Origin of the sequence: Methylosinus sp. KRF6 (assembly GCF_018887255.1) — a bacterium.
GTDB lineage: Bacteria > Pseudomonadota > Alphaproteobacteria > Rhizobiales > Beijerinckiaceae > Methylosinus > Methylosinus sporium.
Genome location: NZ_JAHLJF010000001.1, coordinates 2706033 through 2728467, shown reverse-complemented (window position 1 = coordinate 2728467; position 22435 = coordinate 2706033). Strand labels below are relative to the sequence as shown.

Below are 22435 nucleotides of genomic sequence, written 5' to 3'. Positions count from 1 at the left end.
CTCGCCGTCCCTCGCAGGCCCGACACATCGACATAAGCTTCTATTAATCATAGAAAAAGGCGGAAAGACGCGCGGCCCGAGCGAGGGCCGCGGGCGGAAAAAAACCCGGCGAGAACGCCGGGTTTTGGAAGTGGGCCCCGGCCCATCGTGAGGTGGGAGGAACCTCGAAGCCGGAACAATTGCGGAGCCTATCCGATTCCGCGAGGCTGCGCCCGGCATAAAAGGTCACATTTGTCCAGGCTTGGCCGCGAAAAGCGCTCACACGGCCGCGCTCGAGCGCCGCCCGAGCGGGCGGGGCCGAACATAGCGATTCGGCAGCGCCCGCAAATTCAATCCGCTAAATTCTGCGACCTGCGCCGCAACGCCCGCGCTGTGACCAAAATGTCACATCTGCGAAGATTTTGCGGCGACGGCTCAGGGAACGAGCACGAGCGCGCCTGTCGTGCGCCGCGCCTCGAGATCCGCATGGACGAGAGCGGCGTCCTCGAGCCGATAGAGCGCCGGCCGCTCGAGCCGCAATAGGCCCTTTTTGATCGCGCGGACCACGTCGTTCGTCATCTTCTCATAATCCTTGCGCCGCGCGATGTGAGCGAAGAGCGAGGGGCGCGTGGCGAAGAGCGAGCCTTTTTGCGACAGGAGATTTATGTCGAAAGCCTCGATCTTGCCGGAGGCCGAGCCATAGCTGACGAAAAGTCCGAAAGGCTTCAGGCAATCGAGCGAAGCGGGAAAAGTCGCCTGGCCGACGCCGTCATAGACCACGTCGCAGAGCTTGCCGCCGGTGATGTCCCGCACGGCGGCGGCGAAATCCTCGCTGCGATAGAGAATCGTATGCTCCGCGCCCGCCTCTTTGGCGATTTTCGCCTTCTCCGCGTCGCCGACGGTGGCGATCACATGCGCGCCGAGCGCGCTTGCCCATTGGCAGAGCAATTGGCCGACGCCGCCCGCCCCCGCATGGACGAGAATGCGGTCGCCTTCCTTCACTTTATAGGTGCGGCGCAGCAGATATTGCGCGGTGAGCCCTTTGAGCATCATCGAGGCGCCGGTCTCGAAAGAAAACGATTTCCGCAGCTTCACCAGCGCGGCCGCAGGCAGATTACGCGCCTCCGCATAGCCGCCGAGCGGGCCGACATAGGCGACGCGATCGCCGATTTCGAATTCATCGACGCCCTCCCCGAGCGCGACCACCTCGCCGGCGCCCTCGAAGCCGGGGACGAAGGGGAGCGTCGAAGGATAGGAGCCGCTCCGCAAATAGACATCGATGTAATTGACGCCGATCGCCTTCTGGACGATCTGCGCCTCGCCCGGGCCGGGCGGAGGAAGCTCGACATCCTCATAGCGCAGAACCTGCGGCCCGCCCGTCTCGTAAATGCGTATCGCCTTCACCATGATCGTCTCCGAATGACTTCGCAGCGCAAAAAATCCGCGTCGATTGCGACCATGGATTGACGCAGGCGACAAAGCCAACAGATTTTCGAGTAGCGACGGAAAGCCGCCGGCGGACGGCTTCGCCTTCCCCTCCCCTTGGTGTAGAAGGATTCCCGAAACGGAGACGAAGCATATGGCCGAGACTATAGCGGGCGAAAGCCCTGCGATCGACACGCAGATTCTCGTGGCCGGCGCCGGCTCCACCGGCATAGCCGCCGCCCTCGCTTTCGCGAAGGCCGGCTGGCGCGTGACGCTCGCCGGGCGCTTTCCTCCGCCTCTGCCCGGCCGCACCATCGCGCTGTTCGAAGCCTCGGTGCGCTTTCTCGATTCGATCGGCGTGCTGGAGAAGGTGCGCGCCGCCGCCTGTCCGATCGAGACGATCCAGATGATCGACGACACGGACCAGCTTCTCCCCGTGCCCGATCTCGTGATGCGCTCGGAGGAGATCGATCTTCCCGCCTTCGGCCTCAACGTCTCCAATGACGAGCTGACCGCCATATTGCTCGAGCACGCGCGCGCCGAGCAGAGCTTCGAGATCGTCGAGAGCGACATCGCCGACTATGAATTCGAGGACGACGGCGCCGCCGCGATCCTCGCCGACGGGCGCCGCATCGCCGCCGATTTCATCGTGGCCGCCGACGGCCGCGCCAGCCGCGCACGCGCCGCCGCCGGCATAGACACGAAGGAATGGACTTATCCGCAGGTCGCTCTCACCGCCCTGCTGCGCCACGAGCTGCCGCACGACAATGTCTCGACCGAATTTCACACGCGCTCGGGCCCCTTCACTCTGGTGCCGCTGCCGCCGCGCGAGGGCGCGGAGCATCGCTCCAGCCTCGTCTGGCTGATGAGCCCGCGCGACGCCAAGCGCCGCCTCGCCAAGCCGCGCGACGAGCTGCAATATGAGATGGAGGACTACTCTCGGGAAAAACTCGGCTCCATCACGATCGAGAGCGGCATTGGCGAGTTCCGCATGGGCGGGCTGCAAGTGTCGCGGCTCACCGCGCCGCGGCTCGCGCTGGTCGGCGAGACCTGCCACGTGTTTCCGCCGATCGGCGCGCAGGGGCTCAATCTCAGCCTGCGCGACGTCGCCGATCTCGAGGATTGCCTCGCCAGCGTCGATCTGCGCAATCCCAAGGAGCTTTCGCGCGCCCTGATGCGTTACGAAATGCACCGCCGCGCCGATATCGGCTTCCGCACCCATGGGGTCGATCTGCTCAATCGCTCGCTGATCATCCCTTATCTGCCGATCGATCTCATTCGCGGCGCCGGCTTCATCGCCATGACGGCGCTCGGCCCACTACGCCGCGCGGTGATGCGCGAGGGCGTGGCGCCGCATCTCGCGCAGCCGCGGCTGATGCGCGACGAGGCGCCGAAGGAACCGCGAATGCGCGGCAAGCGCCCGCGCGGGCCGGAGGCGATCGTCGACGCGGCGAAAGGCGCCTTCGCCCATTTGCGCGAGACCGCCTCGCGCCTCGGCTGACGCGCGCTCCTTCTCCCGCATGCGGGAGAAGGACTTACAGAGACGGCGCGAACAGCGTCGGAATCGCGAAGCGAAACGCCGTCCCGTCGCCCGGCTGCGATTCGACCTCTATCTCCCAGCCGTGGCGATCCGCGATGGATTTGCAGATCGCCAGCTCTATGCCCGTGCCGGCATATTCCACATCGCTCTGCAGCCGGCTGAACGGCTCGAAAATCTTCTGCGCGAATTGCTGCTCGAAGCCGACGCCCTTGTCGATGATCGACAGATGGATCGCGCCCTCCTCCAGCGTCGCCGCGATCGTCACCTCGGCCGGCCGGCCGGGCTTGCGATATTTGATGGCGTTGGCGACGATATTCTGCATCAGGCAAGCGAATTGCGCGCGGTCGCCGACGAAAGCGGCGGCAGGAAGATCGACCTCGAGCCTGGTCTCTCCCGCGGCGATCGATTGCGCCAGCGCGGCGAGCGAGAATTGCACTTCCTCGCGCAGCTCCAGCGCCTCCAATTGCTGATCGCCATAGATGGTTCGCGCATAAATGAGCAGATCCTCGACGAGCTTGCGCGCGCGCACCGCGGCGCAGCGCATTTGCGCGCTCGCCTGCATGATTTCATCACGGCCTCCCGCATTCATCGCCGCCTCGAGGCGCGATGATTGCGACGCGATCTCCGCCAGCGGCTGCTGCAGATCGAGCGAGGCGACATAAGCGAATTGGCCGAGCCGCTCATTGACGCGCTCCAGCTCGGCGACGCTCCCGGCGAGCGCCCGCTCCGCCGCGCGACGCTCGCTCATATCGATGATCGTCGCCGTGACGAGAAGCTCGCGCTCCGTCGTGAGCGGCGCGAGGCCGATCTCGACTGGAAACTCGCAGCCGTCGCGCCGCCGCGCCCTTATCTCATGGCCGACGCCCATCATGCGGCGGCCGGGATCGACGTAATAGAGCCGTCGAAACGCCGCATGTCGGCGGCGCGTCACGGCCGGCGTCAGCAGATCGACCGAGCGCCCGATCAATTCGTCGCGCGCATAGCCGAAGAGAATCTCCGTCTCGCGATTGGCGTAGCGCACCAGCCCGTCAGCGCCCACGATGAGGATCGCCGCCGGCGAGGCTTCGACCATCACCCGAAAGCGATCATATTCGATCGTCTCGCCGCTCATTTCGGCCTTCCCCTTGCGACATGAGCTGCGCCGCCCCGTCCCACGAATGTAGCGAATATGATATGTGAGCGACGGGGACGGAAGAAAAGAGCCTGAGCGGCAATGGCGATGGAAGCGACGGAAACGCACGAGACTGCGGAGCATCCGCTCGGCCGGCGCAGAATCGGCCTCGCGCTCAGCTCCGGCATGGCGCGCGGCTGGGCGCATATCGGCGCCTTGCGCGCCTTGACGAAAATGGGCGTCTCCTTCGATGTCGTCGCCGGAACCTCGGCTGGCGCGCTCGTCGGCGGCTGCTTTCTCGCCGGCAAGCTCGACGAGCTGGAGGCCTGGGCCGCCTCGCTCGACAAGCGCAAGATCGTCTCCTATCTCGATCTCCAGCTCGGCTATGGCGGACTCATCAAGGGCGACCGCCTGCTGATGGAGCTGCGCCGCGCGCTCGGCCCCATGCGCGTCGAGACCTTGCCGACGCCTTTCGTCGCCGTCGCCACCGATCTCGTCACCGGCCATGAGATCTGGCTGCAAAAGGGCGATCTCGCCGAAGCGCTGCGCGCCTCCTTCTCGCTGCCGGGCCTGTTCCCGCCCATGGAGGTGGACGGGCGCTGGCTCGCAGACGGCGCGCTGGTCGATCCTCTGCCCGTCGCCGCCTGCCGCGCGCTCGGCGCGGAACTCGTCATCGCCGTCAATCTCAACACCGACATCATCGGCAAGTCGCGCGACGCCGCGCGCATTCCCTCGACCATGGGCTTCGATCCGGCGACTCTGCTCGAGCAAAAGCAGAAGCCCTTCGTCGCCTCGCTCACCGAGGCGCTCACGCGCGGCGTCTTCCGCCGCGATCCCGACCGGCCGAGCATTTTCGGCGTGATGACGACCTCGCTCAGCATCATGCAGGACCGCCTGACGCGCTCGCGCCTCGCCGGCGATCCGCCCGACGTGCACATTACGCCGCGCGTCGGCCATATCGGTCTGCTCGAATTCGACCGCACCGAGGAAGCCGTGCGCGAAGGCGAGGCGGCGGTGGAGAAACGGCGCGAGGAGATCGCCGACGCGCTGCAGGTGATGGGGCTGATTTGAAGCGAATAGCGAGTGAGCTCGTCGCTATTCGCTCCCTTCCCTATTCTCTTCTTCCGAAATCCGGCGCCGCCGTATCCTGCCCCTGCTCTATGATGCTGCGGCGGATGGCGCGCGTGCGCGTGAACAGCGCAAACAGCCCATCGCCGTCGCCGGTGCGGATCATGCGGCGCAGCGCCGTCAAATCCTCGTCGAAACGGCCGAGCATCTCCAGCACGGCGTCCTTGTTGTTCAAGAAAATATCGCGCCACATGGTCGGATCGGAGGCGGCGATGCGCGTGAAATCACGAAAGCCGGAGGCCGAAAATTTGATGACCTCCGACTGCGTGACCTCCTCGAGATCGGCGGCCGTGCCGACGATGTTATAGGCGATGAGATGCGGCAGATGGCTCGTCACCGCCAGCACCAGATCATGATGAGTCGCGCTCATCGTCTCGACATTGGCGCCGAGCCGCGTCCAAAAGGCCGAGAGCTTCGTCACCGCCTCGCCGTCGAAACCGTCCTGCGGCGTGAGAATGCACCAGCGATTCTGAAACAGCGTCGCAAAGCCGGCGTCGGGCCCGGAATATTCCGTGCCGGCGATCGGATGCGCGGGAATGAAATGCGCGCTGGCCGGCACATGCGGCGCGACCTGCGCGACAATCGCGCCCTTCACCGAGCCGACGTCGGAGAGAATTGCGCCCGGCGAAAGATGCGGCGCGATCACGCGTGCGACCTCGCCGCAAGCGCCGACCGGCACGCAGAGAATGACGAGATCGGCGCCCGTCACGGCCTGCGCGAGATCGGCGGTCGTTTCATCGGCTATGCCGAGCTCACGCACGCGCGCGCACACTTGTTCCGAGGCGTCGCTCGCGGCGATCCGCGTCGCGGCGCCATAGGCGCGCGCGCCGCGCGCGATCGACGAGCCGATGAGGCCGAGGCCGATCAGCGCGACCTTCTCGAAGATCGGCGCGCGCGCGTCAGCCATGCGCGGCCCGCGGCGCCGCGCGCCATGAGGCGGTGAATTCGCCGAGCGCCGCGACGACGAGACGATCGGCCTCCTCCGAGCCGATGGTCAGCCGCAGAAATTGCGGCATACCGTAAGCGCCGATCGCGCGCAGCACCAGCCCGCGCGAGGTGAGGAAGCGATCGGCGTCCGCCGCCGTGCGCCCCGCCTCCTCCGGAAAGCGAATGGCGATGAAATTGGCGACGCTCGGCAGCACCTCGAGCCCCAGCGCCTCGATCTCGCGCGTGAGGAAAGGCAGCCAGCGCGCATTATGGGCGATCGCCGCCTCGACATGCGCCTTGTCCTGCACCGCCTCTATGCCCGCCTCGATCGCCGCGGCGCTGACATTGAAAGGGCCGCGCAGCCGGTTCAGCGCATCCATGATCGGCGCCGCACCATAGCCCCAGCCGAGCCGCAGCCCGGCGAGGCCGTAGATTTTCGAGAAGGTGCGCGTCGTCACCACATTGTCGCGCGTCGAGGCGAGCTCGAGCGCCGCCGAATAATCCTCCGCGCGCACATATTCCGCATAGGCGGCGTCGATGACGAGCACGACATGCTTCGGCAGCGCATCGGCGAGCCGCAGTATTTCCGACTTCGGCAGATAGGTCCCGGTCGGATTATTGGGATTGGCGAGGAAGACGATTTTCGTGCGCTCCGTCACTCTCTCCAAGATCGCGTCGACGCTCGCCTTGTAATTCGTCTCCGGCGCGATGACGGGAACGCCGCCCGCCGCGAGAATGACGATGCGATACTCCAGGAAACCATATTGCGTGTAGATTCCCTCGTCGCCCGGCTCGATGAAAGCGTGCGCGAGCAGCGCCAGAATATCGTCCGAGCCCGCGCCGCAGACGATGCGCTCCGGGTCGAGCCCATGCGCCACGCCGATCGCCTGCCGCAGCCGCGTCGCCGAGCCGTCGGGATAGGCGGCGATCTTCGGCGCCAGCGCGCGCAGCGCGTCCACGGCTTTGGGCGAGGGCCCGAGCGGCGTCTCATTGGCCGAGAGCTTGAAGACGCGCGCGGCGCCGGGGGCGGCGCTCTTGCCGGGCACGTAAGCGTCGATCGCCAGCACGCTTCGACGCACGACAGGTTTGGTCATCTCGTCAACTCCTCGGGGCAAAAACGCCGCTGCGGGCAATGTCCAATTCGAAACGCGCCGCATGACTGCCGACCGGCTCGGCGCGGACGCGGCCGACGCCGGCGCGCGCCAGCTCTTCCACAAATTGCGCGGCTTTCACATGGCCGGGCGCGGCGACGAGCAGAGACAGCTCCCCGCCATGCGGCGCGGTGGCGAGAATCTCGCCGGCCAGCGCGTCGATCGCCGCAGGGGCGGCCGGATGCCATTTCGGCAGTGTGAGCGCATAGAGGGCGATATCCTGCGAGGCGGCCTCGGCCAGGGGTTTCGCGACGATCAGCACCGGCAGGCCGGCCGGATGATTGGGCCGCTCGACGAAGGGCAGGCGCGCGATGATCTTGGGCGCGTTTTCGCCGACGAGCCTCGCCCACCAGGCGCCCTCCTCCTGCGCGCCGGCGGAGCGCAGCATTCCTAGATCGCCCTTGGAGCCCGCCACCGCCGCGACCACGGCGCCCGCGCCATGATGCGCGGCATAAGGCACGGTGAAGCCGAAGTGGAAGCGCGCGCTGTCGCGCATGGCGGCGTCGCCGCCGGAATCATCGGCGTGGAGGGAGTATTCCGCCTGCATATAGGTAAAGGTGGAGACGATGATGCGCCAAATGCCCTCGACCGTATCGACCGGCAACAGGCCCCGATGCCGCGAGACCAGCGCGCGCATCATCTTTGCCTCACGGTCCGGCCGAAAGGCGGAGGCGCCGTTCGGCCCCTTGACCGCGATCAGCCGATCGATGATCTCGCCGCGCTGCATGAGCAGGCCATGCATCTCGCGATCGATGCGGTCGATCTCGTCGCGCAGATCCGCGAGCGTTTCGGTCTCGATCTTGGGCAAAGAATCGTCTCGCATCGGCGCGTGCTGGCTTCAGAAAGGGCGGAGGGCTGTCTTAGGCCAGCGCGGCGCGGGAGGCAATGCGAGCAGCCGGGCTCGGGCCGAAGCTCCGAGCCCGGCTCGACGATTCCTATGCAGCCGCGTCATGCCCCGCGACGAGCGCGGCCGTGACGCAGGAAACATGAACAGAACGAAATCCCCGCCCCGTAGAACGACTGAGAACCGGCGGCTCTACTGCTGCTGCGCCGTCTGCGCCTCGAGCGCGATCGGAGCCTGCGCCTCCGTATACATCATGACCGGCTCCGGCTGGGCTTGCGGTTCCGCCGCCCTGACATGCTTGCCGGCGGGAATATCGATCGCAGCCAGCACGAACGGCTGCGGCTCGGCTTTCGCCACGGCGGACGCGATCGGCTCGCTCTGCTCATCCGTGACCGAGCGCCCGCTGGCCATCTGGCCGAGCAGCCCCTTGCGCTTGGCCTCGTAATAGAAACCCTTGGCGTAGAGCTGAATGGCCCTTTGCGCGTCGCCGCCGGCGACGCGGAAGGCGTTAGCGAGATAGGCGCCGGCATAAGAGAGATTGGTCTCGGCGTCGAGCAGGCCCTTGGCCGGGCCGCTGTAGCCGACGCTACGCGCCGTATCGTAGCGAATCTGCATCAGGCCCCAATAGGGCCCGTTCTTGGCGGCGGGATTGTAATTGCTTTCGCGGCGCACCGCGGTATGGATCAGCGATTCGGGAATGTCGTAAGTGCGAGCGCAGCGGGAAATGCTGTCTTCCAGCTTCTCGCGCTGCGAGAGCTTCGCCTTCGGCGGCGGCGGCTCGTCCACCGCCTTGGCGACGAATTGATTCTCGGGAGCGTAAGAATTGCAGCCCGCGAGCGCAAAGCCCATGGCGGCCGTCGCCGCGCAAATCGCCAGTCTCATTCGTCCTCCCGAGCCGATTTGGTTAGCGCTTCTTAACCCGAGATCGAGCTTTCGCCAAATCGGCGCGAATCCGTACGGGGCTCGAGAGCGGCGGAGGCGTCCTACCCCGCCCCTTCCAGCAGCCGGCGGGCCGCCGCGCGGGCCTCGTCGGTGATCGCCGCGCCCGAGAGCATACGGGCGATCTCCTCGCGCCGCTCCGCCTCCTCCAGCTCGGCGACGCGCGTCGCCACATGATCTTTCGCCTTGCCTTTCACAGCGCCCTTGGCGATGCGCAAATGCCGGCCGGCGCGCGCCGCCACTTGCGGCGCATGGGTGACGGTGAGCACTTGCGCACGTTTCGCGAGCCGCGCCAGACGCTGGCCGATTGCGTCCGCCACCGCGCCGCCGACCCCCGTGTCGATCTCGTCGAAAACCAGCGTGGGCGCCGAGCCGCGATCGGCGAGCACGACTTTCAACGCCAGCATGAAGCGCGCGAGCTCGCCGCCGGAGGCGACTTTTACGAGCGGGCCGGGCCGCGAGCCCGGATTGGTCTGCACCCAGAACTCCACGCGGTCATAGCCCTCCGCCCCGCCGGTCGCAGGATCGCTAACGATCTCGGTGCGAAAGCACGCGCCTTCCAGCTTCAAGGGCTTCAGCTCGCCCTCGACCAGAGCGTCGAGCGTCTTGGCTGCCGCGCGCCGCGCCGCCGAAAGGCTTTCCGCCGCCTTGGCGTAGGCGGCCTGCGCTTTGGCGACCGCCTCGCTCAGCGTCACGATGCGCGCCTCGCCGGCGTCCAGCGCGGCGAGATCGGCGGCGAAACGCTCGGCGAGCGCGGGCAGCGCGTCGACGCTGGTCTGATGCTTGCGCGCAGCCCCGCGCAGGGCGAACAGCCGCTCCTCTATGCGCTCTAATTCACGCGGGTCGAAATCGGCGTCGCGGAGCGCCTGCTCCAGCGCCTGCTCGGCGAGAGAGAGCGCATCGAGCGCCTGAGCGAGCGCCTTGGCCGGCGGCTCGATCAGCTGCGGCGCCTGGGTCGCGCGCCGTTCCAGACGACGGGCGGCGGAAGCGATCTCGCCGGCGGGCGAATGATCGCCGGAAAAAGCCGCGAGCGCGTCGCGCAGATCGCCGGCCACTTTCTCGGAGCGCTGCATGGTCTGGCGCCGCTCGGCCAGCGCGGCCTCCTCGCCGGGCTGCGGCGCCAGCGCGTCCAATTCCTCATTGGCGTGGCGCAGATAATCGGCCTCGGCGCGCGCCTTGGCGACGCGCGCCTCCTCCTCGGCCAGCTCGCGGCGCGCGCGCTGCAATGCGCCATGCAGCTCGCGCACCTGCGCGGCTCTGTCGCCGAGCGCGCCATGGGCGTCGACGAGCGCCCGATGCGCGCTCGGATCGACGAGCGCGCGATCATCGTGCTGGCAATGGATCTCGACCAGCGAGGCGCCGATGGCGCGCAGCGCCTGGGCGCTGGCCGGCTGATCATTGACGAAGGCGCGTGTGCGGCCGTCGCTGGTCTGCACGCGGCGCAAGACCAGCTCATCCTCGGCGTCGAGGCCGAATTCGCGCGCCGCGGCGAGGGCCGGATGGTCGCGCGGCAGATCGAAAGCCGCTGTCACCTGCCCCTGCTCTTCGCCGGCGCGCACCAGCGAAGCGTCGCCGCGCGCGCCCAGCGCCAGCAGGAAAGCGTCGAGAAGGATGGATTTGCCGGCGCCGGTCTCGCCGGTCAGCGTCGTCAGGCCGGACGCGAATTCGAGATCGAGCCTGTCGATGAGAACGATATCACGGATAGACAAACGGACGAGCATGAGCGCGCTCTACTCTTCCGGCCCCCTCGGCTCGCCCTCGCGAACGCTCAGCTGGAGCCGAGCGTCTTGCCGATCTTGGAGAGCCAGGAGCCATGATGTTCCTCGGGCGCGACGCCGCCCGTCGCGAGCAGCGAATGCGCGTCCTTGTACCAGGACGAATCGGGGAAATTATGCCCCAGAATAGCAGCCGCCGTCTGTGCCTCATTGACGACGCCCATGGCGAAATAGGCTTCCGTCAACCGATACAGCGCCTCCTCGGCGTGGCGGGTCGTCTGATATTTGGCGAGCACGTCGTGGAAGCGATTGACCGCGGCCGGATAATTCTTGCGCGTCAGATAGAAGCGGCCGACCATCATATCCTTGGCGGCGAGCTGGTCGCGCGCCACCTGGATCTTGTATTTGACGTCGGTCACATATTCCGACTTGGGGAATTTCTCGACGAGCTGGGTGAAAATGGCCAGCGCCTTCTCCGCGCTCTCCTGGTCCTGCATCACCGCCGGGACCTGATTATAATAAGACATTCCCGCGAGATAGTACATATAGGGCGTGTCGGGAGAGGTCGGATAGAGGCCGATGTAGCGCTGCGCCGAGGCGACCGCATCGTCATAGGCCGGCTTCTGATATTGGGCGAAGGTCTGCATCAAGAGGCCTTTGCGCGCCCATTGCGAGAAGGGATATTGCTTCTCGAGCTCGCCGAACTTCTTGGCGGCGTTCTCGTAATCATGCTTCTCCATGCGGGCGAGGCCCTGATTATAGATATCCTCGGCCGGGATCTCGGGGAGAATCTCGGTCTTGTATTTCTCGCCGGAGAACAGGCCGAAGCCGCTCGTTATGCTGTCGAGAATATCGGCGCGTCCCTTGGCCGCCGGGAGAGCCGCGACGAGGACCGCCGCCAGCGCTGCGCGCGCGAGATCTGTGGGGCGAAACGGGCTTGCGATCATGGATTCGGCCTCGCGGGGACGTTATTTAAGCTTCTCTAAACCAATTCGCCGAAGGGCGCCACTCGGGAAGGCGCTCGTACGAACGCCCTCCCCTGTTTCGAAGAGACGTGCCGGATCGGGCGAGATTATGGCGCGCGCCGCCCTTTGCGGTCGAGACTTTCGCGCGAAGGCGAAATGCTGCCGGAAGACCGAAACGTCAGGCGGAGGCCGCCGCCCGCTCTCTTCGCCGCACGCGCTCCGGCACGAGGTCCCAGCGCGTCTTGAACAGCGTATCGCAAATGCCGGGCGTGCCGAAGCCGTCGGAGAAGCTCACATTGCCGCGCGTGTGGTGATAGCCGTGCGCCATGCTGGTGGTGAGATGGTCGAGCGCGGCGTTGAGCCGCTTGCGCCAGCCGGTCGCGGCGGGATCGCGGAAGGCGAGGCCGAAATCATAGCCCGAATGCTCATAGAGCCCTCCGAGCGCGCCGAGGCTGGTCGTCCACAAGTGAAAGGCGACGCTGGCGCCGCCGCCGCCGACGAGAACCAATGGCAGCAGATAGGGCAGCACGATCTCGAAGAAGAAATCCGCGCTCGACTGATAGCAGGCGCTGATCGCCTTGCTGGCGCCGGTCTGGTGGTGCAGCGCATGGCCGAGCCGATTCATCAGCGCCGGATGATGCAGCAGATGGCGATGGGCGACATATTGCACCACATCATGACCGATCAGCATTCCGATCATGGTGAGGACGAGCGCGGTCCAGGTCAGATGCGGCGCGCCGACGAAGGCGAGGCCGAGATATTCGACCGCCAGCATGGAGGGCAGCAGAATCGCCGTCTGGTTGAACAATACGCGCGGCAGCAGCGCGCGATAGCTCATGCGATCGAGATCGCGAACCTTGAAGCGTCGCAGCCGGCCGGTCGAATCGCACCATTCGAATGCGTAGCCGATCCCATGGAACGCGATCATCTGCGCGGCCCAGGCGAACAACGACAAAGGAATATATCCGAATGGTTCGAGCGACATGGGAGGGCGGACTCCGAGCATGGAGATCCGTTCGTCGCGCCGGCCGCAATCCGCGCGGCGAACGGAGGATATTTTTTCGTCCTATAGCCGAGTTCAGGGCGTATTTCTAGTGAGGCGGGGCGAGGCGCGACGACGCATCCCGCTCATATCCCATGATTTGTGCGCGCGGCGGGGGCGCGGCCTCAGCGCGACGCGCAAAGAAGCGCGGGACCGCGAGGCCGCGGCCGCTCGTCGGCGCCGACGAAGGCGAAGGCCGCGGGCGTCGCCAGAAGCGTCTCGACGAGCGCGAGATTGAGACTGTGGCCGCCGCGATAAGAGCGGAAGGCGCCGATGATCGGCGCGCCGGCGAGCGCGAGATCGCCGAGCACGTCGAGCATTTTATGGCGGACGAATTCATCGGCGAATCGCAGGCCCTGCGGATTGAGCGCGCGCCCTTCCGCTATGACGATCGTATTGTCGAGCGAGGCGCCGAGCGCCCTGCCCTCGCGCCACAGACGCTCGGCGTCCGACAAAAAGCCGAAGGTGCGCGCCCGCGCGATCTCGGTGCGAAAGCGCGCCGGCGTCAGCCGCAGCCGCCGCCGCTGGCGGCCGATGGGCGCGGCGGCGTAGGAAATCTCGACGTCCAGGGAGAAGCCCGAGGGCGCGGGCGAAAGCTCGGCCCAGGCGGCGCCGTCGGCGACGCGCACCGGCGCGCGTATCTCGATCGAGCGGCGCGGCGCGGCGAGCCTCACAATCCCGGCTTCGTCGATCGCCGCGACAAAGGCCGCCGCCGAGCCGTCCATCGCCGGTATCTCCGGCCCGTCGACGTCGATCGCGACATTGTCGACGCAAAGGCCGCGCAGCGCCGCCATCAGATGCTCGATGGTCGAGATCGACGCGGCGCCGGAGCCCAGACGCACGCAGAGCTCGGTGGAGGAGACATTATGCGCCTCGGCGCGCAGCCCATCCACGCCGCCGAACCGCGTGAAGACGATCCCCGAGCCGGCCTCGGCGGGCGCGAGAACCAGCCGCGCGGCGCGGCCGCTATGCGCGCCGACGCCCTCCAGCGTCACGGCGGCGGCGAGCGTCGTCTGCATCGTCGGTCGACGCGAGGTCATGACTTCCGTTTCACTCCCGGGAGAGGCGGGTTCGCGCGCCGCATCGCGCGCAACTGTGCGCCATTGTGGCGGAGTGGCGCCGGCGCAAGATAATCCGCGCCGCAGCGGGGCTCCAGTCACGGTTTTTTACAAAATGTTACAATCGGCGCGAATGAGAAAAGGCCCGCCGAAGCGGGCCTTTCACAGATTTCGCGATCACGCGGCGCAGGATCGGCGCAAATCAGCTGTTGATCTGGCGGCGCAGAAAGGCCGGAATCTCGAGCTGCTCGTCCTCGATCGAGCGGGCCGGCGCGACGCGGCGGCCATGCGGATCGAGCCCGGCGTGTCCCGCCGCCGGCTGCGGCGCGGGGGCGACGGGGCGCTTGGCGTATTCCGCATGGCTCTGCGAGGGCGCGGGAGCCTGCGGGCGCATTTGCGGACGCGGGGCGGCGGCCGCCGGCCCCTGCAGCGCATCCTCCTGGCGGCTCGCGCCGAAGGAGGCGAGACGCTCCAGCAGCGTGCGGCGGCGCGCGGCCTCCGGCGCTTGGCCGGCGGCCTCGCCGCGCGCCTGCCGATATTGCTCCTGCACCGGCCGCGGGAAATCCTCGATCTGCGGCATACGCATACGCGGCAGCTCGGCGGCCGGCGGGATGTAGGGCTCATGCGCCTCCATCATCGGGGCGTGCTGGGGAGCGGGCTCCGGCGCATAGGCGGCCGGGCGCGTCGCCACCTGCTCCAGATAGACGTCGCGCGAAGCGGCGGGCGCCTGCTGCGGCTCGCCGTAATAGGGCGAGGGCTGGCGCTCCGTCGGGACCGGCGCGGGCTCGGGCGCATAGGCATGAGGCGCCGGCTGCGGAGCCGGCTCGGCGATCGTATGAACGATCGAGGGGCGGCTCTGCGCCGCCACCTGCGCGCGCAGACGCTCGGCGGCCTCGAGCACGCGGGCTTCCGCGGCGGCGGCGTCCTCGGCGGCGGTGCTCGGCAGATCGATGCCCGTCGCCACCACCGACACGCGCACCACGCCCTCGAGCGAGGAGTCGAAGGTCGCGCCGAGGATGATGTTGGCGTCCTCGTCCACCTCCTGACGGATGCGGCTCGCCGCCTCGTCCACCTCATAGAGGGTGAGGTCGTTGCCGCCGGTGATCGAGATCAAGAGGCCGCGGGCGCCCTTCATCGACACTTCGTCGAGCAGCGGATTGGCGATGGCCGCCTCCGCCGCGAGGCTGGCGCGGCGCTCGCCGGTGGCCTCGCCCGTGCCCATCATCGCCTTGCCCATGCCGCGCATGATCGAGCGCACGTCGGCGAAGTCGAGATTGATGAGCCCTTCCTTGACCATGAGGTCGGTGACCGAGGCGACGCCCGAGTAGAGCACCTGATCGGCCATGGCGAAAGCGTCGGCGAAGGTGGTCTTCTCCGTGGCGATGCGGAAAAGATTCTGATTCGGGATGATGATCAGAGTGTCGACCGACTTCTGCAGCTCGGCGATCCCGCTCTCGGCGATGCGCAGGCGCCGCGCGCCCTCGAAATGGAAGGGCTTGGTGACGACGCCGACGGTCAGAATGCCCATTTCGCGCGCCGTGGCGGCGATGACGGGCGCAGCGCCGGTGCCGGTGCCGCCACCCATGCCGGCGGTGACGAACACCATATGCGCGCCGGAAAGATGCTCGCGAATCTCGTCCTTGGCCTCTTCCGCGGCGGCGCGGCCGACTTCCGGCTGCGCGCCGGCGCCGAGGCCTTCCGTCACCTGCAGGCCCATCTGGATGACGCGCTCGGCGCGCGCGGAGGCGAGCGCCTGCGCGTCGGTGTTGGCGACCAGAAAGTCCACGCCCGAGAGGCCCGACATGATCATGTTGTTGACGGCGTTGCCCCCGCCGCCGCCGATGCCGCACACCAATATGCGGGGCTTCAATTCCCGGAGCTCGGGCGCCTTGAGATTGATCGTCATCGCCAGACCTTTCGACTGATTTTCATGCGACTGCGCGTCGGTTGCCGTCCCCGGAGCGTTTCGCCGACGCGCGCCTCGCTCTCCTTGCTCGAAAACTTCAAAAACTGTCCCTCAACCATTGTCCGACCCGAGAGAAGTAGCCATTGGTCCCGGTCCCGCGAATCTCCGCCTCCCGGCGCGGCTCGAAATATTCGCGCCCCGAAAATTGCGGATAGACGAGCAGGCCGACGGCCGCGGCGAAAGCCGGGCTGCGGGCCGATTCGGGCAGGCCGTCTATGCCGGCCGGCCGGCCGACGCGCACCTGTCCGCCCAATATGCGGCGCGCCGCCTCCGGCAGGCCGGTGAGCAGGCAGGCGCCGCCGGTGAGCACCACGCGGCGGCCGGCATGGGCCGAAAAGCCCGACGCCGCCAGCCGATCGCGCAGGAATTCCAAAGTCTCCTCGACGCGCGGACGAATGATGCGCACGAGATGCGCTTTCGGCGCATGGGCCGGATATTCGCCGCTCTCGCCGACATGATCGAAGGCGATCGTCTCGCGATCGTCGGAGGGCGAGGAGATCGCTGCGCCATAGAGCGTCTTCAGACGCTCGGCGTCGCTGAGGCGGCAATCGAGGCCGCGGGCGATGTCCATGGTGATGTGATTGCCGCCGAGCGTCACCGCGTCGACATGCGCCAGCGCGCCGCCGGAGAAGACGGCGAGCGAGGTGACGCCGGCGCCCATGTCGATGACGATGGCGCCGAGCTCCGCCTCATCGGCCTCCAGCACGGCGAGGCCGGCGACATAGGGCGCCGCGGCGGCGGCCTCAATGCCGAGATGGCAGCGCTCCACCGCGACGAGAAGATTGCGCATCGCCGCCTGATCGCAGCTGGCGACATGGAGATCGACGCCGAGCTCGCCGCCGACCATGCCGGCGGGCTCGCGAATGCCGGCGGTGCCGTCGAGCGAGAAGCCGGTAGGCAGCGAATGGACCACGATGCGGCCGCGCTCCGTCACATGGGCGGCGGAGGCCTCGAGCACGCGATGCACGTCGGAGGGCGCGACGGCGCCGGAGACGACGCGCGTCTTGGCGGCGAAATGCTGCGAGGCGAGCCGGCCGCCCGAAGCGGTGACGACGATGGCGTCGACCTGCGAGCGCGCCATGCGCTCGGCCGCATCCACCGTGCGGCGGACGGCGCTCTCGACCTCCTCCATATCGACGATCTGGCCGGCCTTGACGCCGCGCGAGCGCTGATGGCCGATTCCGAGCACGCGCGCGCGATGCGTGCGCCCGCGCGGCGAGCCCTCGCCCACCGGCGTCAGCCGGGCGATGATGCAGGCGATCTTCGACGTGCCGACGTCGAGCACCGCCATGGTGGCGCTGCGGCGGGCGCCGAGCTGCTTCATTCGCGGCGGGAAGATATGTGGCTTCATGTCTGGCCGCCCTTGCGTGAATTGCGCGACGTCGCGGCCGCGCGCGCCGCGACCGCCTCTTCGGAAAGGCGAACCGCGACGCGTCCGGACGCACGCAAATCGATCGAGATCACATCCTTGTCGAGTATCCTGGCCTCACGCTGGAGTCGCTGCAGCAGCGCCAGCGCCGCCTCCGGCTCGCGCTCGGGGAGCTTCACCTCGACGCCATTGGTCATGTCGAGCGACCAGCGCCGCCCGGAGACGAGAACGCCGGCGCGCACGCGCGATTTGAGATCGCCGACGGCCTCCAGCAGGCGCATATATTCGTCGAGCCGCTTCTCCGCGCCCTCGCCGACGACGAAGGGCAGGCCGATGAAACGCTCGTTGCGCATCTCGTCGATGACGACGCCGTCGGCGGCGACGACGGAGAGCTTGCCGTCGCGCTGCCAGAGCGCGAAGGGACGCCGCCCCTCGAGCGCGATGATCAGCCGATCGGGATAGAGCTTCAGCACGCGCGCGCTCTCGACCAGCGGCAGCGCTGTCAGCCGCTCGCGAATCGTCTCGGCGTCGAGGAAGAGCAGCGAGTTGGTGGGCTTGACGCCCGAGGCGGCGAGCACGTCGCTTTCGGAGAGCTCTCCGAGCCCGCTGATGGTGACGACCTCGATGGAGAAGCCGAGCGCGCGCGCCACTATGTCGCGCGGCGCGCCGTTGCGCGCGACGAATTCCGCATAGCCGCCATTGTGCGCGACGCCGGCCGAGCCCACAGCGCCGAACAGCAGAGCGAGCGCCGCCGTGCCGATCCCCGGCAGAGCCGCGATGCGCGAGAGACGCCCGCGCTCCGCCTGCGCGGCGGAAGCCGTCGGGCGGCCGCGCCGCTCGACGGGCTCGGAGCCGACGGGATTTACGTAAGGGGCGGAATAGGCGCCGGCGTGAAGAGAACCAGCGTGAAGAGAACCAGCCTGGACGGGATGCGGATGCGCGACATCGAAGAGAGCCTCGACAGGCTCTCTCAACGATCGCAGGACGCGTCTTCCACCATCCATCTCACGAGCTCGCCAAACGAATAGCCGGCATGGGCCGCCATTTCGGGAACCAGCGAGGTCTCGGTCATGCCCGGCTGCGTGTTGACCTCCAGCACGACGAGCTCGCCCGTGCCTTCCGGGCGATCGTCGTATCGAAAGTCCGCGCGGCTGACGCCGCGACAGCCGAGAGCCCGATGAGCCTCGAGCGCCAACTGTTGGACCTCTTGGTAAATATTTTGTTTAAGATTTGCCGGAAGCACGTGTTTCGAACCGCCTTTCGCGTATTTCGCGTCGAAACCGTAGAACTCCTCCGACACCGGGAGGATTTCGATGACGTCGAGCGGACGGTCGCCCATCACCGCGCAAGTGAGCTCGCGGCCGTCGACGAAATTCTCCGCCAGCATTAAGTCGCCATGCCGCCAATCGGCGCTCGCCAGCTCCTGCGGCGGATGCGAGCGCCCTTCTTTCACGATGAACACGCCGAAGGACGATCCCTCGCTCACCGGCTTCAGCACGTAAGGGGGCTCGAGGGCGTGGGCCTTGGCCGCCTCGAGACGATGAACCACCCGCCCCCGCGGCACAGGCACGCCAGCCGCCGCCATCACGCTCTTGGCCACATCCTTCTTCATCGCCAGAGACGAGGCGAGCACGCCCGAATGCGTATAGGGAATGCGCAGAATTTCCAGCACGCCCTGAATGGCGCCATCCTCGCCGAAACGTCCGTGCAGCGCATTGAACGCCACATCCGGCGCGAGCTTGGCGAGAACCTCGGCGACGTCGCGGCCGACGTCGACGCGGGTAACGCGATAGCCGACGCTCTCCAGCGCCTTGGCGCTCGCCTCGCCCGACCGCAGCGAGACCTCGCGCTCGCAGGAGAATCCGCCCATGAGCACGGCGACGTGAGCTGTCATGACGCACCTTTGCGTGGTTTGGGGCGATCTCGCCCGATAAAGGAACGCACCGCTGCGAAGACCGCTTCGGCCTGCTCGGCCCCCAGTCGTCCGGCGCGCCGCACGATCCGAGACGGTTCGACATTGGCGATCTTGACCGGCCGCACGATCGACGGGCGCGAAAGCCCGGCGGCCGACAAATCCTCGATTATGATGTCCTGCTCCATGCCGGAATTCTGCGCTGTCGTTATCATGACGAGCCAGAGAAAGCCGGCGGACATCACCTCGTCGTTCGAGACGACCAGAGCCGGCCGTCGTTTTTCCGCAAATCGATCCGAATAGGGCACGACGACCACGTCGCCCGGCGCATAGCGCGTCATTGCGCGCGCCTCCGCGAGCGAGCCTCGCGGCGCGCGGTCCAAAACCGCCCCACGGACCGCGAGCCTTCAGGCTCGCTCTCGCCGATCGCGAATATCGCGTCAAAGATCGGCATAGGCCTCGTCGTCGGCGTCGCTCGCCCATTCGGTGAAAGTGGCGAAGGGATCTTCCTCCTCATTCGCCGCGCCGCGCTCGATCCGCACGCCCGAGTCGTCGATCACATAGCGCAGCCGATCGCCCGGCTTGATGCGAAGACGCTCGCGGACCTCGGCGGGCAGAACCGTTTGGCTCTTCACCGAAACCTTCGAATAGACCGTCTGGCGCCTAACGGACGGCATGGCTCGCGCTCCTTACGTCTTACCGTCTTACTATAGGCCGAACGGCCGGCATGTCCAGACGCTCACTCCGCCCGCCGCCAAATCTCTACATCCCCCGCCCGTTTTGCGAGCCTGTAGCCGTCCAGCGCGGCGGCCGTTTCCGGGCGTTTCAGCACCCATTCCCGAGTCGCCCGATCCTCGGCGACGACGACATCCGGGCGCCCCGCCCGAATATCCTGCGCCAATGCGGCGAGATCGGCGCTGCGCCGCGCCTCCAGCGCTTCGCGCCGCGGCGGCCTCGCCGTCTCCAGCAGCCGCCCGACCAAGGCCGTCGTCCACAGCGCATTCTGCCGTCCGACCCATTCGCCGTCGAGCCGCCGCGTCAGCGGATGGCCGAAATCGAGCTGGCTGGCGATAGTCGCGATGCGCGGATGCGGCGGCGCGACCTCGGCGACGGCGGCCAGCAGCCCCTCATGCTCCTCGCGGTCGGTCAGCTGCTCGACGATTCCGAAATAGGCCGGCGCGGCGAGCAGAGCGGGCAGGAACAGGAATTTCACCAGCGCCGACTTCGCGCCGGTCGCCGGCGCCGCCTCGGGCAGCGCGAAAAATATCCAGGCGAAGAGCAGCAGGATCATCGCCGGATAGGCGTGATTCATCCAGCCTTTCCCTTGCAGCAGAAAGGCGACGAAAAAGCCGAGCGAGGCGGCGAGCGCGACGAGAGGCGCCCGGCCGAGCGCGCCGCGCGCCGCGACGAGAAATCCGGCCAGCAGCGCGAGATAGGCCAGAGCGAGCGAATGGGCCAGAAAGTGGCCGAGATCGTCGCGCGCCGGCCCGTAGACCTCGAGCGCCAGCGGCAGAGCCTGCGAGAGATAGGTCGGAAAGGCGAGCAACGTCGCGCCCGTCAGCGCGATGGAGGCGAGCGCGGCGGAAACGAGCTCCACGCGCCACAGAGCGCGAAGCGAGCGCGCGCGCCATGCGATCGCCAGCGCCGGCAGAATGACGGCGAGCGCGAAATGCGGCTTCAGCGTCACCGCGACGCCGCCGCAAACTCCCGCGGCGATCCGCGCGAAACGCGGCGACGGGCGCGCGCCCTCCTCCGCCGCCAGCGTCGCGAGCAGCGGCAGAAGCGCGAGCAGCGCGATATGCTCGCGTTCCGCGAAGACGATCTCCGGCGCGACCAGCAGCAGAAAGATCGCCGCATTGCCGAGTGGCATCCATTCGCGGAGGCTGCGCGCCGCGCTCAGCCGCAGCAGATGAAACGACAAGCCGATCGACGCCACGGCGGCGAAGAAGACGAGCGCCACGACGACCGCCTCCGCCCGAAGATGCAGCGCGCGGGCGAGCAGCACGGCAGGCATGAGCGAAAGAAAGGCCGCCGGCGGATTAGGATCGCTTACCTCGACATAGGCTGTGCGCCCATCGAGGACTTTCTCCGCAAAGGTCAAAAACCAGGAGACATCACAATCGATATGGCCGATGAGCTGCTGCGCGATGGCGACGAGCGCGAGCGCTCCGCCGAGCAGCGGGCTCGACGCTGCGCGAAGGAGTCCGTCGTCCTGCGCGGGCGCGGCGACGGCGCTCTTCTCGATCACGCTCATCTCGAGCATTCCCTGCGAGCCGAGACGGCTTCGCCTCCCCCTCGAGGGGGGAGGTCGAGCGCCGAAGGCGCTCGGGAGGGGGTGTCCCCACGAGTCTGGGGAATGTCACCCCACCCCGGATCGCTTCGCGATCCGACCCTCCCCGTGAAGGGGAGGGTCGAGAACGCCCGCCGCCGAGGACTCATGGGACGCCGATCCGCTTGATCTCCCAGCGCAGGAGAATGCCGCTCTTTTCTTGCACGCGCCGCCGCACTTCCTCGCCCAGCGCCTCGACGTCGGCCGCTGTCGCGCCGCCGCGATTGACGAGGAAGTTGCAATGCATCTCGCTCACCTGCGCATCGCCGACGACGAGCCCGCGGCAACCGGCCTCGTCGATCAAAGCCCAAGCCTTATGCCCCGGCGGATTGGCGAAAGTGGAGCCGCCGGTCTTCTCGCGAATGGGCTGCGAGGCTTCGCGCGCCTGCGTGATGCGCTCCATCTCGGCGAGGATCGTCGCGGGATCGCCCTTGCGGCCCTGATACAGCGCCTGCGTGAAAATCACATCTTCCGGCGCGTCGCTATGGCGATAGGAGAGGCCGAGCTCGGCGTTCGTGTAGACGCGCACATTGCCGGAGCGATCGACGCCGCGCGCCTCGATCAGCGCATCTTTCGTCTCGCCGCCATGCGCGCCGGCGTTCATGCGCAGCGCGCCGCCGACGCCGCCGGGAATGCCGCGATAAAAGGCGAGACCGTCTATGCCGGCGTCCGCCGCCGCGCGCGCGAGCTTCACATCGGGAACCGCCGCGCCGACGCGAATGCGCTCGCCCTCTTCCACAATGATGGCGCCGAAGCCCTTGGCCGTCAGCCGCACCACGACGCCGTCGACGCCGCCGTCGCGCACGATGAGATTGGAGCCGAGGCCGATGACCATGACCGGAATCTCACACGGCAGACGCGCGAGAAAATAAGTGAGATCCTCCTCGTCCGTCGGCGAGAAGAGAAGCTGCGCCGGCCCGCCGACGCGAAACCACGTGAGCGGCGCGAGCGGCTCATTGGCGGCGAGACGCCCGCGCAAATCGGGCATGAGCGCCACGATCTCGGCCGAGATATCTCGAAAACTCATCCCCGATC

General features: G+C 67.4%; 20 protein-coding genes. 2 read left to right on the top strand and 18 right to left on the bottom strand.

Annotated features, from left to right (window positions below):
* Positions 1-414: 414 nt before the first annotated feature.
* The gene (locus KP010_RS13060) at positions 415-1386 is read right to left on the bottom strand and encodes a quinone oxidoreductase (RefSeq protein WP_142861473.1); all 972 of its coding nucleotides are present in this window, start codon (positions 1384-1386) and stop codon (positions 415-417) included.
* 172 nt (positions 1387-1558) lie between these two features.
* On the opposite strand from KP010_RS13060, the gene KP010_RS13055 reads away from it, so the two are divergent.
* Positions 1559-2905 carry an FAD-dependent monooxygenase gene (locus tag KP010_RS13055; protein WP_108917521.1) on the top strand — a complete coding sequence of 449 codons (1347 nt, stop codon included), beginning with the start codon at positions 1559-1561 and terminating at the stop codon, positions 2903-2905.
* Positions 2906-2939: 34 nt separating this feature from the next.
* On the opposite strand, the gene KP010_RS13050 is transcribed toward KP010_RS13055, so the two are convergent.
* Complete coding sequence (locus KP010_RS13050) at positions 2940-4055, bottom strand: ATP-binding protein (protein WP_142861474.1); 1116 nt, start codon at positions 4053-4055, stop codon at positions 2940-2942.
* Between the two features lie 102 nt (positions 4056-4157).
* Here KP010_RS13050 and KP010_RS13045 point away from each other — a divergent pair, with 102 nt between their 5' ends.
* Positions 4158-5126 (top strand): patatin-like phospholipase family protein, encoded by a 969-nt coding sequence (locus KP010_RS13045; RefSeq protein ID WP_246659670.1) that lies wholly within the window; start codon positions 4158-4160, stop codon positions 5124-5126.
* 40 nt (positions 5127-5166) lie between these two features.
* Here KP010_RS13045 and KP010_RS13040 read toward each other — a convergent pair whose 3' ends face one another.
* From KP010_RS13040 to murB, 16 genes are all read right to left on the bottom strand, one after another.
* Positions 5167-6090 carry a prephenate/arogenate dehydrogenase family protein gene (locus tag KP010_RS13040; RefSeq protein ID WP_142861476.1) on the bottom strand — a complete coding sequence of 308 codons (924 nt, stop codon included), beginning with the start codon at positions 6088-6090 and terminating at the stop codon, positions 5167-5169.
* Complete coding sequence (gene hisC, locus KP010_RS13035) at positions 6083-7204, bottom strand: histidinol-phosphate transaminase (protein ID WP_142861477.1); 1122 nt, start codon at positions 7202-7204, stop codon at positions 6083-6085. The genes KP010_RS13040 and hisC overlap by 8 nt, the downstream gene beginning before the upstream one ends.
* A gap of 4 nt (positions 7205-7208) precedes the next feature.
* Positions 7209-8084, bottom strand: a complete 876-nt coding sequence (locus KP010_RS13030) for a chorismate mutase (RefSeq protein ID WP_142861478.1) — start codon at positions 8082-8084, stop codon at positions 7209-7211.
* Positions 8085-8297: 213 nt separating this feature from the next.
* Positions 8298-8987, bottom strand: a complete 690-nt coding sequence (locus KP010_RS13025; protein ID WP_166141280.1) for a lytic transglycosylase domain-containing protein — start codon at positions 8985-8987, stop codon at positions 8298-8300.
* A 101-nt stretch (positions 8988-9088) separates the two neighbouring features.
* A complete protein-coding gene (recN, locus tag KP010_RS13020) occupies positions 9089-10765 on the bottom strand; it encodes a DNA repair protein RecN (protein WP_142863835.1) in 1677 nt (558 codons plus the stop codon).
* Between the two features lie 47 nt (positions 10766-10812).
* Positions 10813-11706 carry an outer membrane protein assembly factor BamD gene (locus KP010_RS13015; protein WP_108917512.1) on the bottom strand — a complete coding sequence of 298 codons (894 nt, stop codon included), beginning with the start codon at positions 11704-11706 and terminating at the stop codon, positions 10813-10815.
* Positions 11707-11902: 196 nt separating this feature from the next.
* Complete coding sequence (locus KP010_RS13010; protein WP_108917511.1) at positions 11903-12709, bottom strand: sterol desaturase family protein; 807 nt, start codon at positions 12707-12709, stop codon at positions 11903-11905.
* Positions 12710-12891: 182 nt separating this feature from the next.
* Positions 12892-13806, bottom strand: coding sequence for a UDP-3-O-acyl-N-acetylglucosamine deacetylase (gene lpxC, locus KP010_RS13005; RefSeq protein ID WP_246659941.1), 915 nt, complete (start codon positions 13804-13806; stop codon positions 12892-12894).
* A gap of 220 nt (positions 13807-14026) precedes the next feature.
* Positions 14027-15730: a cell division protein FtsZ gene (gene ftsZ / locus KP010_RS13000; RefSeq protein ID WP_142863836.1), complete on the bottom strand. Its 1704-nt coding sequence runs from the start codon at positions 15728-15730 to the stop codon at positions 14027-14029.
* Positions 15731-15827: 97 nt separating this feature from the next.
* Positions 15828-17141, bottom strand: a complete 1314-nt coding sequence (ftsA, locus tag KP010_RS12995; RefSeq protein ID WP_142863837.1) for a cell division protein FtsA — start codon at positions 17139-17141, stop codon at positions 15828-15830.
* On the bottom strand, positions 17138-18133 hold the full coding sequence (locus tag KP010_RS12990) for a cell division protein FtsQ/DivIB (protein ID WP_142863838.1): 996 nt from the start codon (positions 18131-18133) through the stop codon (positions 17138-17140). Before KP010_RS12990 ends, ftsA begins: the two co-directional genes overlap by 4 nt.
* A complete protein-coding gene (locus KP010_RS12985; RefSeq protein ID WP_216280935.1) occupies positions 18130-19053 on the bottom strand; it encodes a D-alanine--D-alanine ligase in 924 nt (307 codons plus the stop codon). Before KP010_RS12985 ends, KP010_RS12990 begins: the two co-directional genes overlap by 4 nt.
* On the bottom strand, positions 19050-19412 hold the full coding sequence (locus KP010_RS12980) for a type II toxin-antitoxin system PemK/MazF family toxin (protein WP_142861941.1): 363 nt from the start codon (positions 19410-19412) through the stop codon (positions 19050-19052). Before KP010_RS12980 ends, KP010_RS12985 begins: the two co-directional genes overlap by 4 nt.
* Before the next feature lie 99 nt (positions 19413-19511).
* Positions 19512-19748, bottom strand: coding sequence for an AbrB/MazE/SpoVT family DNA-binding domain-containing protein (locus tag KP010_RS12975; RefSeq protein ID WP_108917504.1), 237 nt, complete (start codon positions 19746-19748; stop codon positions 19512-19514).
* A 62-nt stretch (positions 19749-19810) separates the two neighbouring features.
* On the bottom strand, positions 19811-21325 hold the full coding sequence (locus KP010_RS12970; protein ID WP_142861942.1) for a hypothetical protein: 1515 nt from the start codon (positions 21323-21325) through the stop codon (positions 19811-19813).
* Between the two features lie 181 nt (positions 21326-21506).
* Entirely contained in the window at positions 21507-22427 is a 921-nt protein-coding gene (gene murB, locus KP010_RS12965) for a UDP-N-acetylmuramate dehydrogenase (RefSeq protein ID WP_142861943.1), read from the bottom strand.
* Positions 22428-22435: the final 8 nt, after the last annotated feature.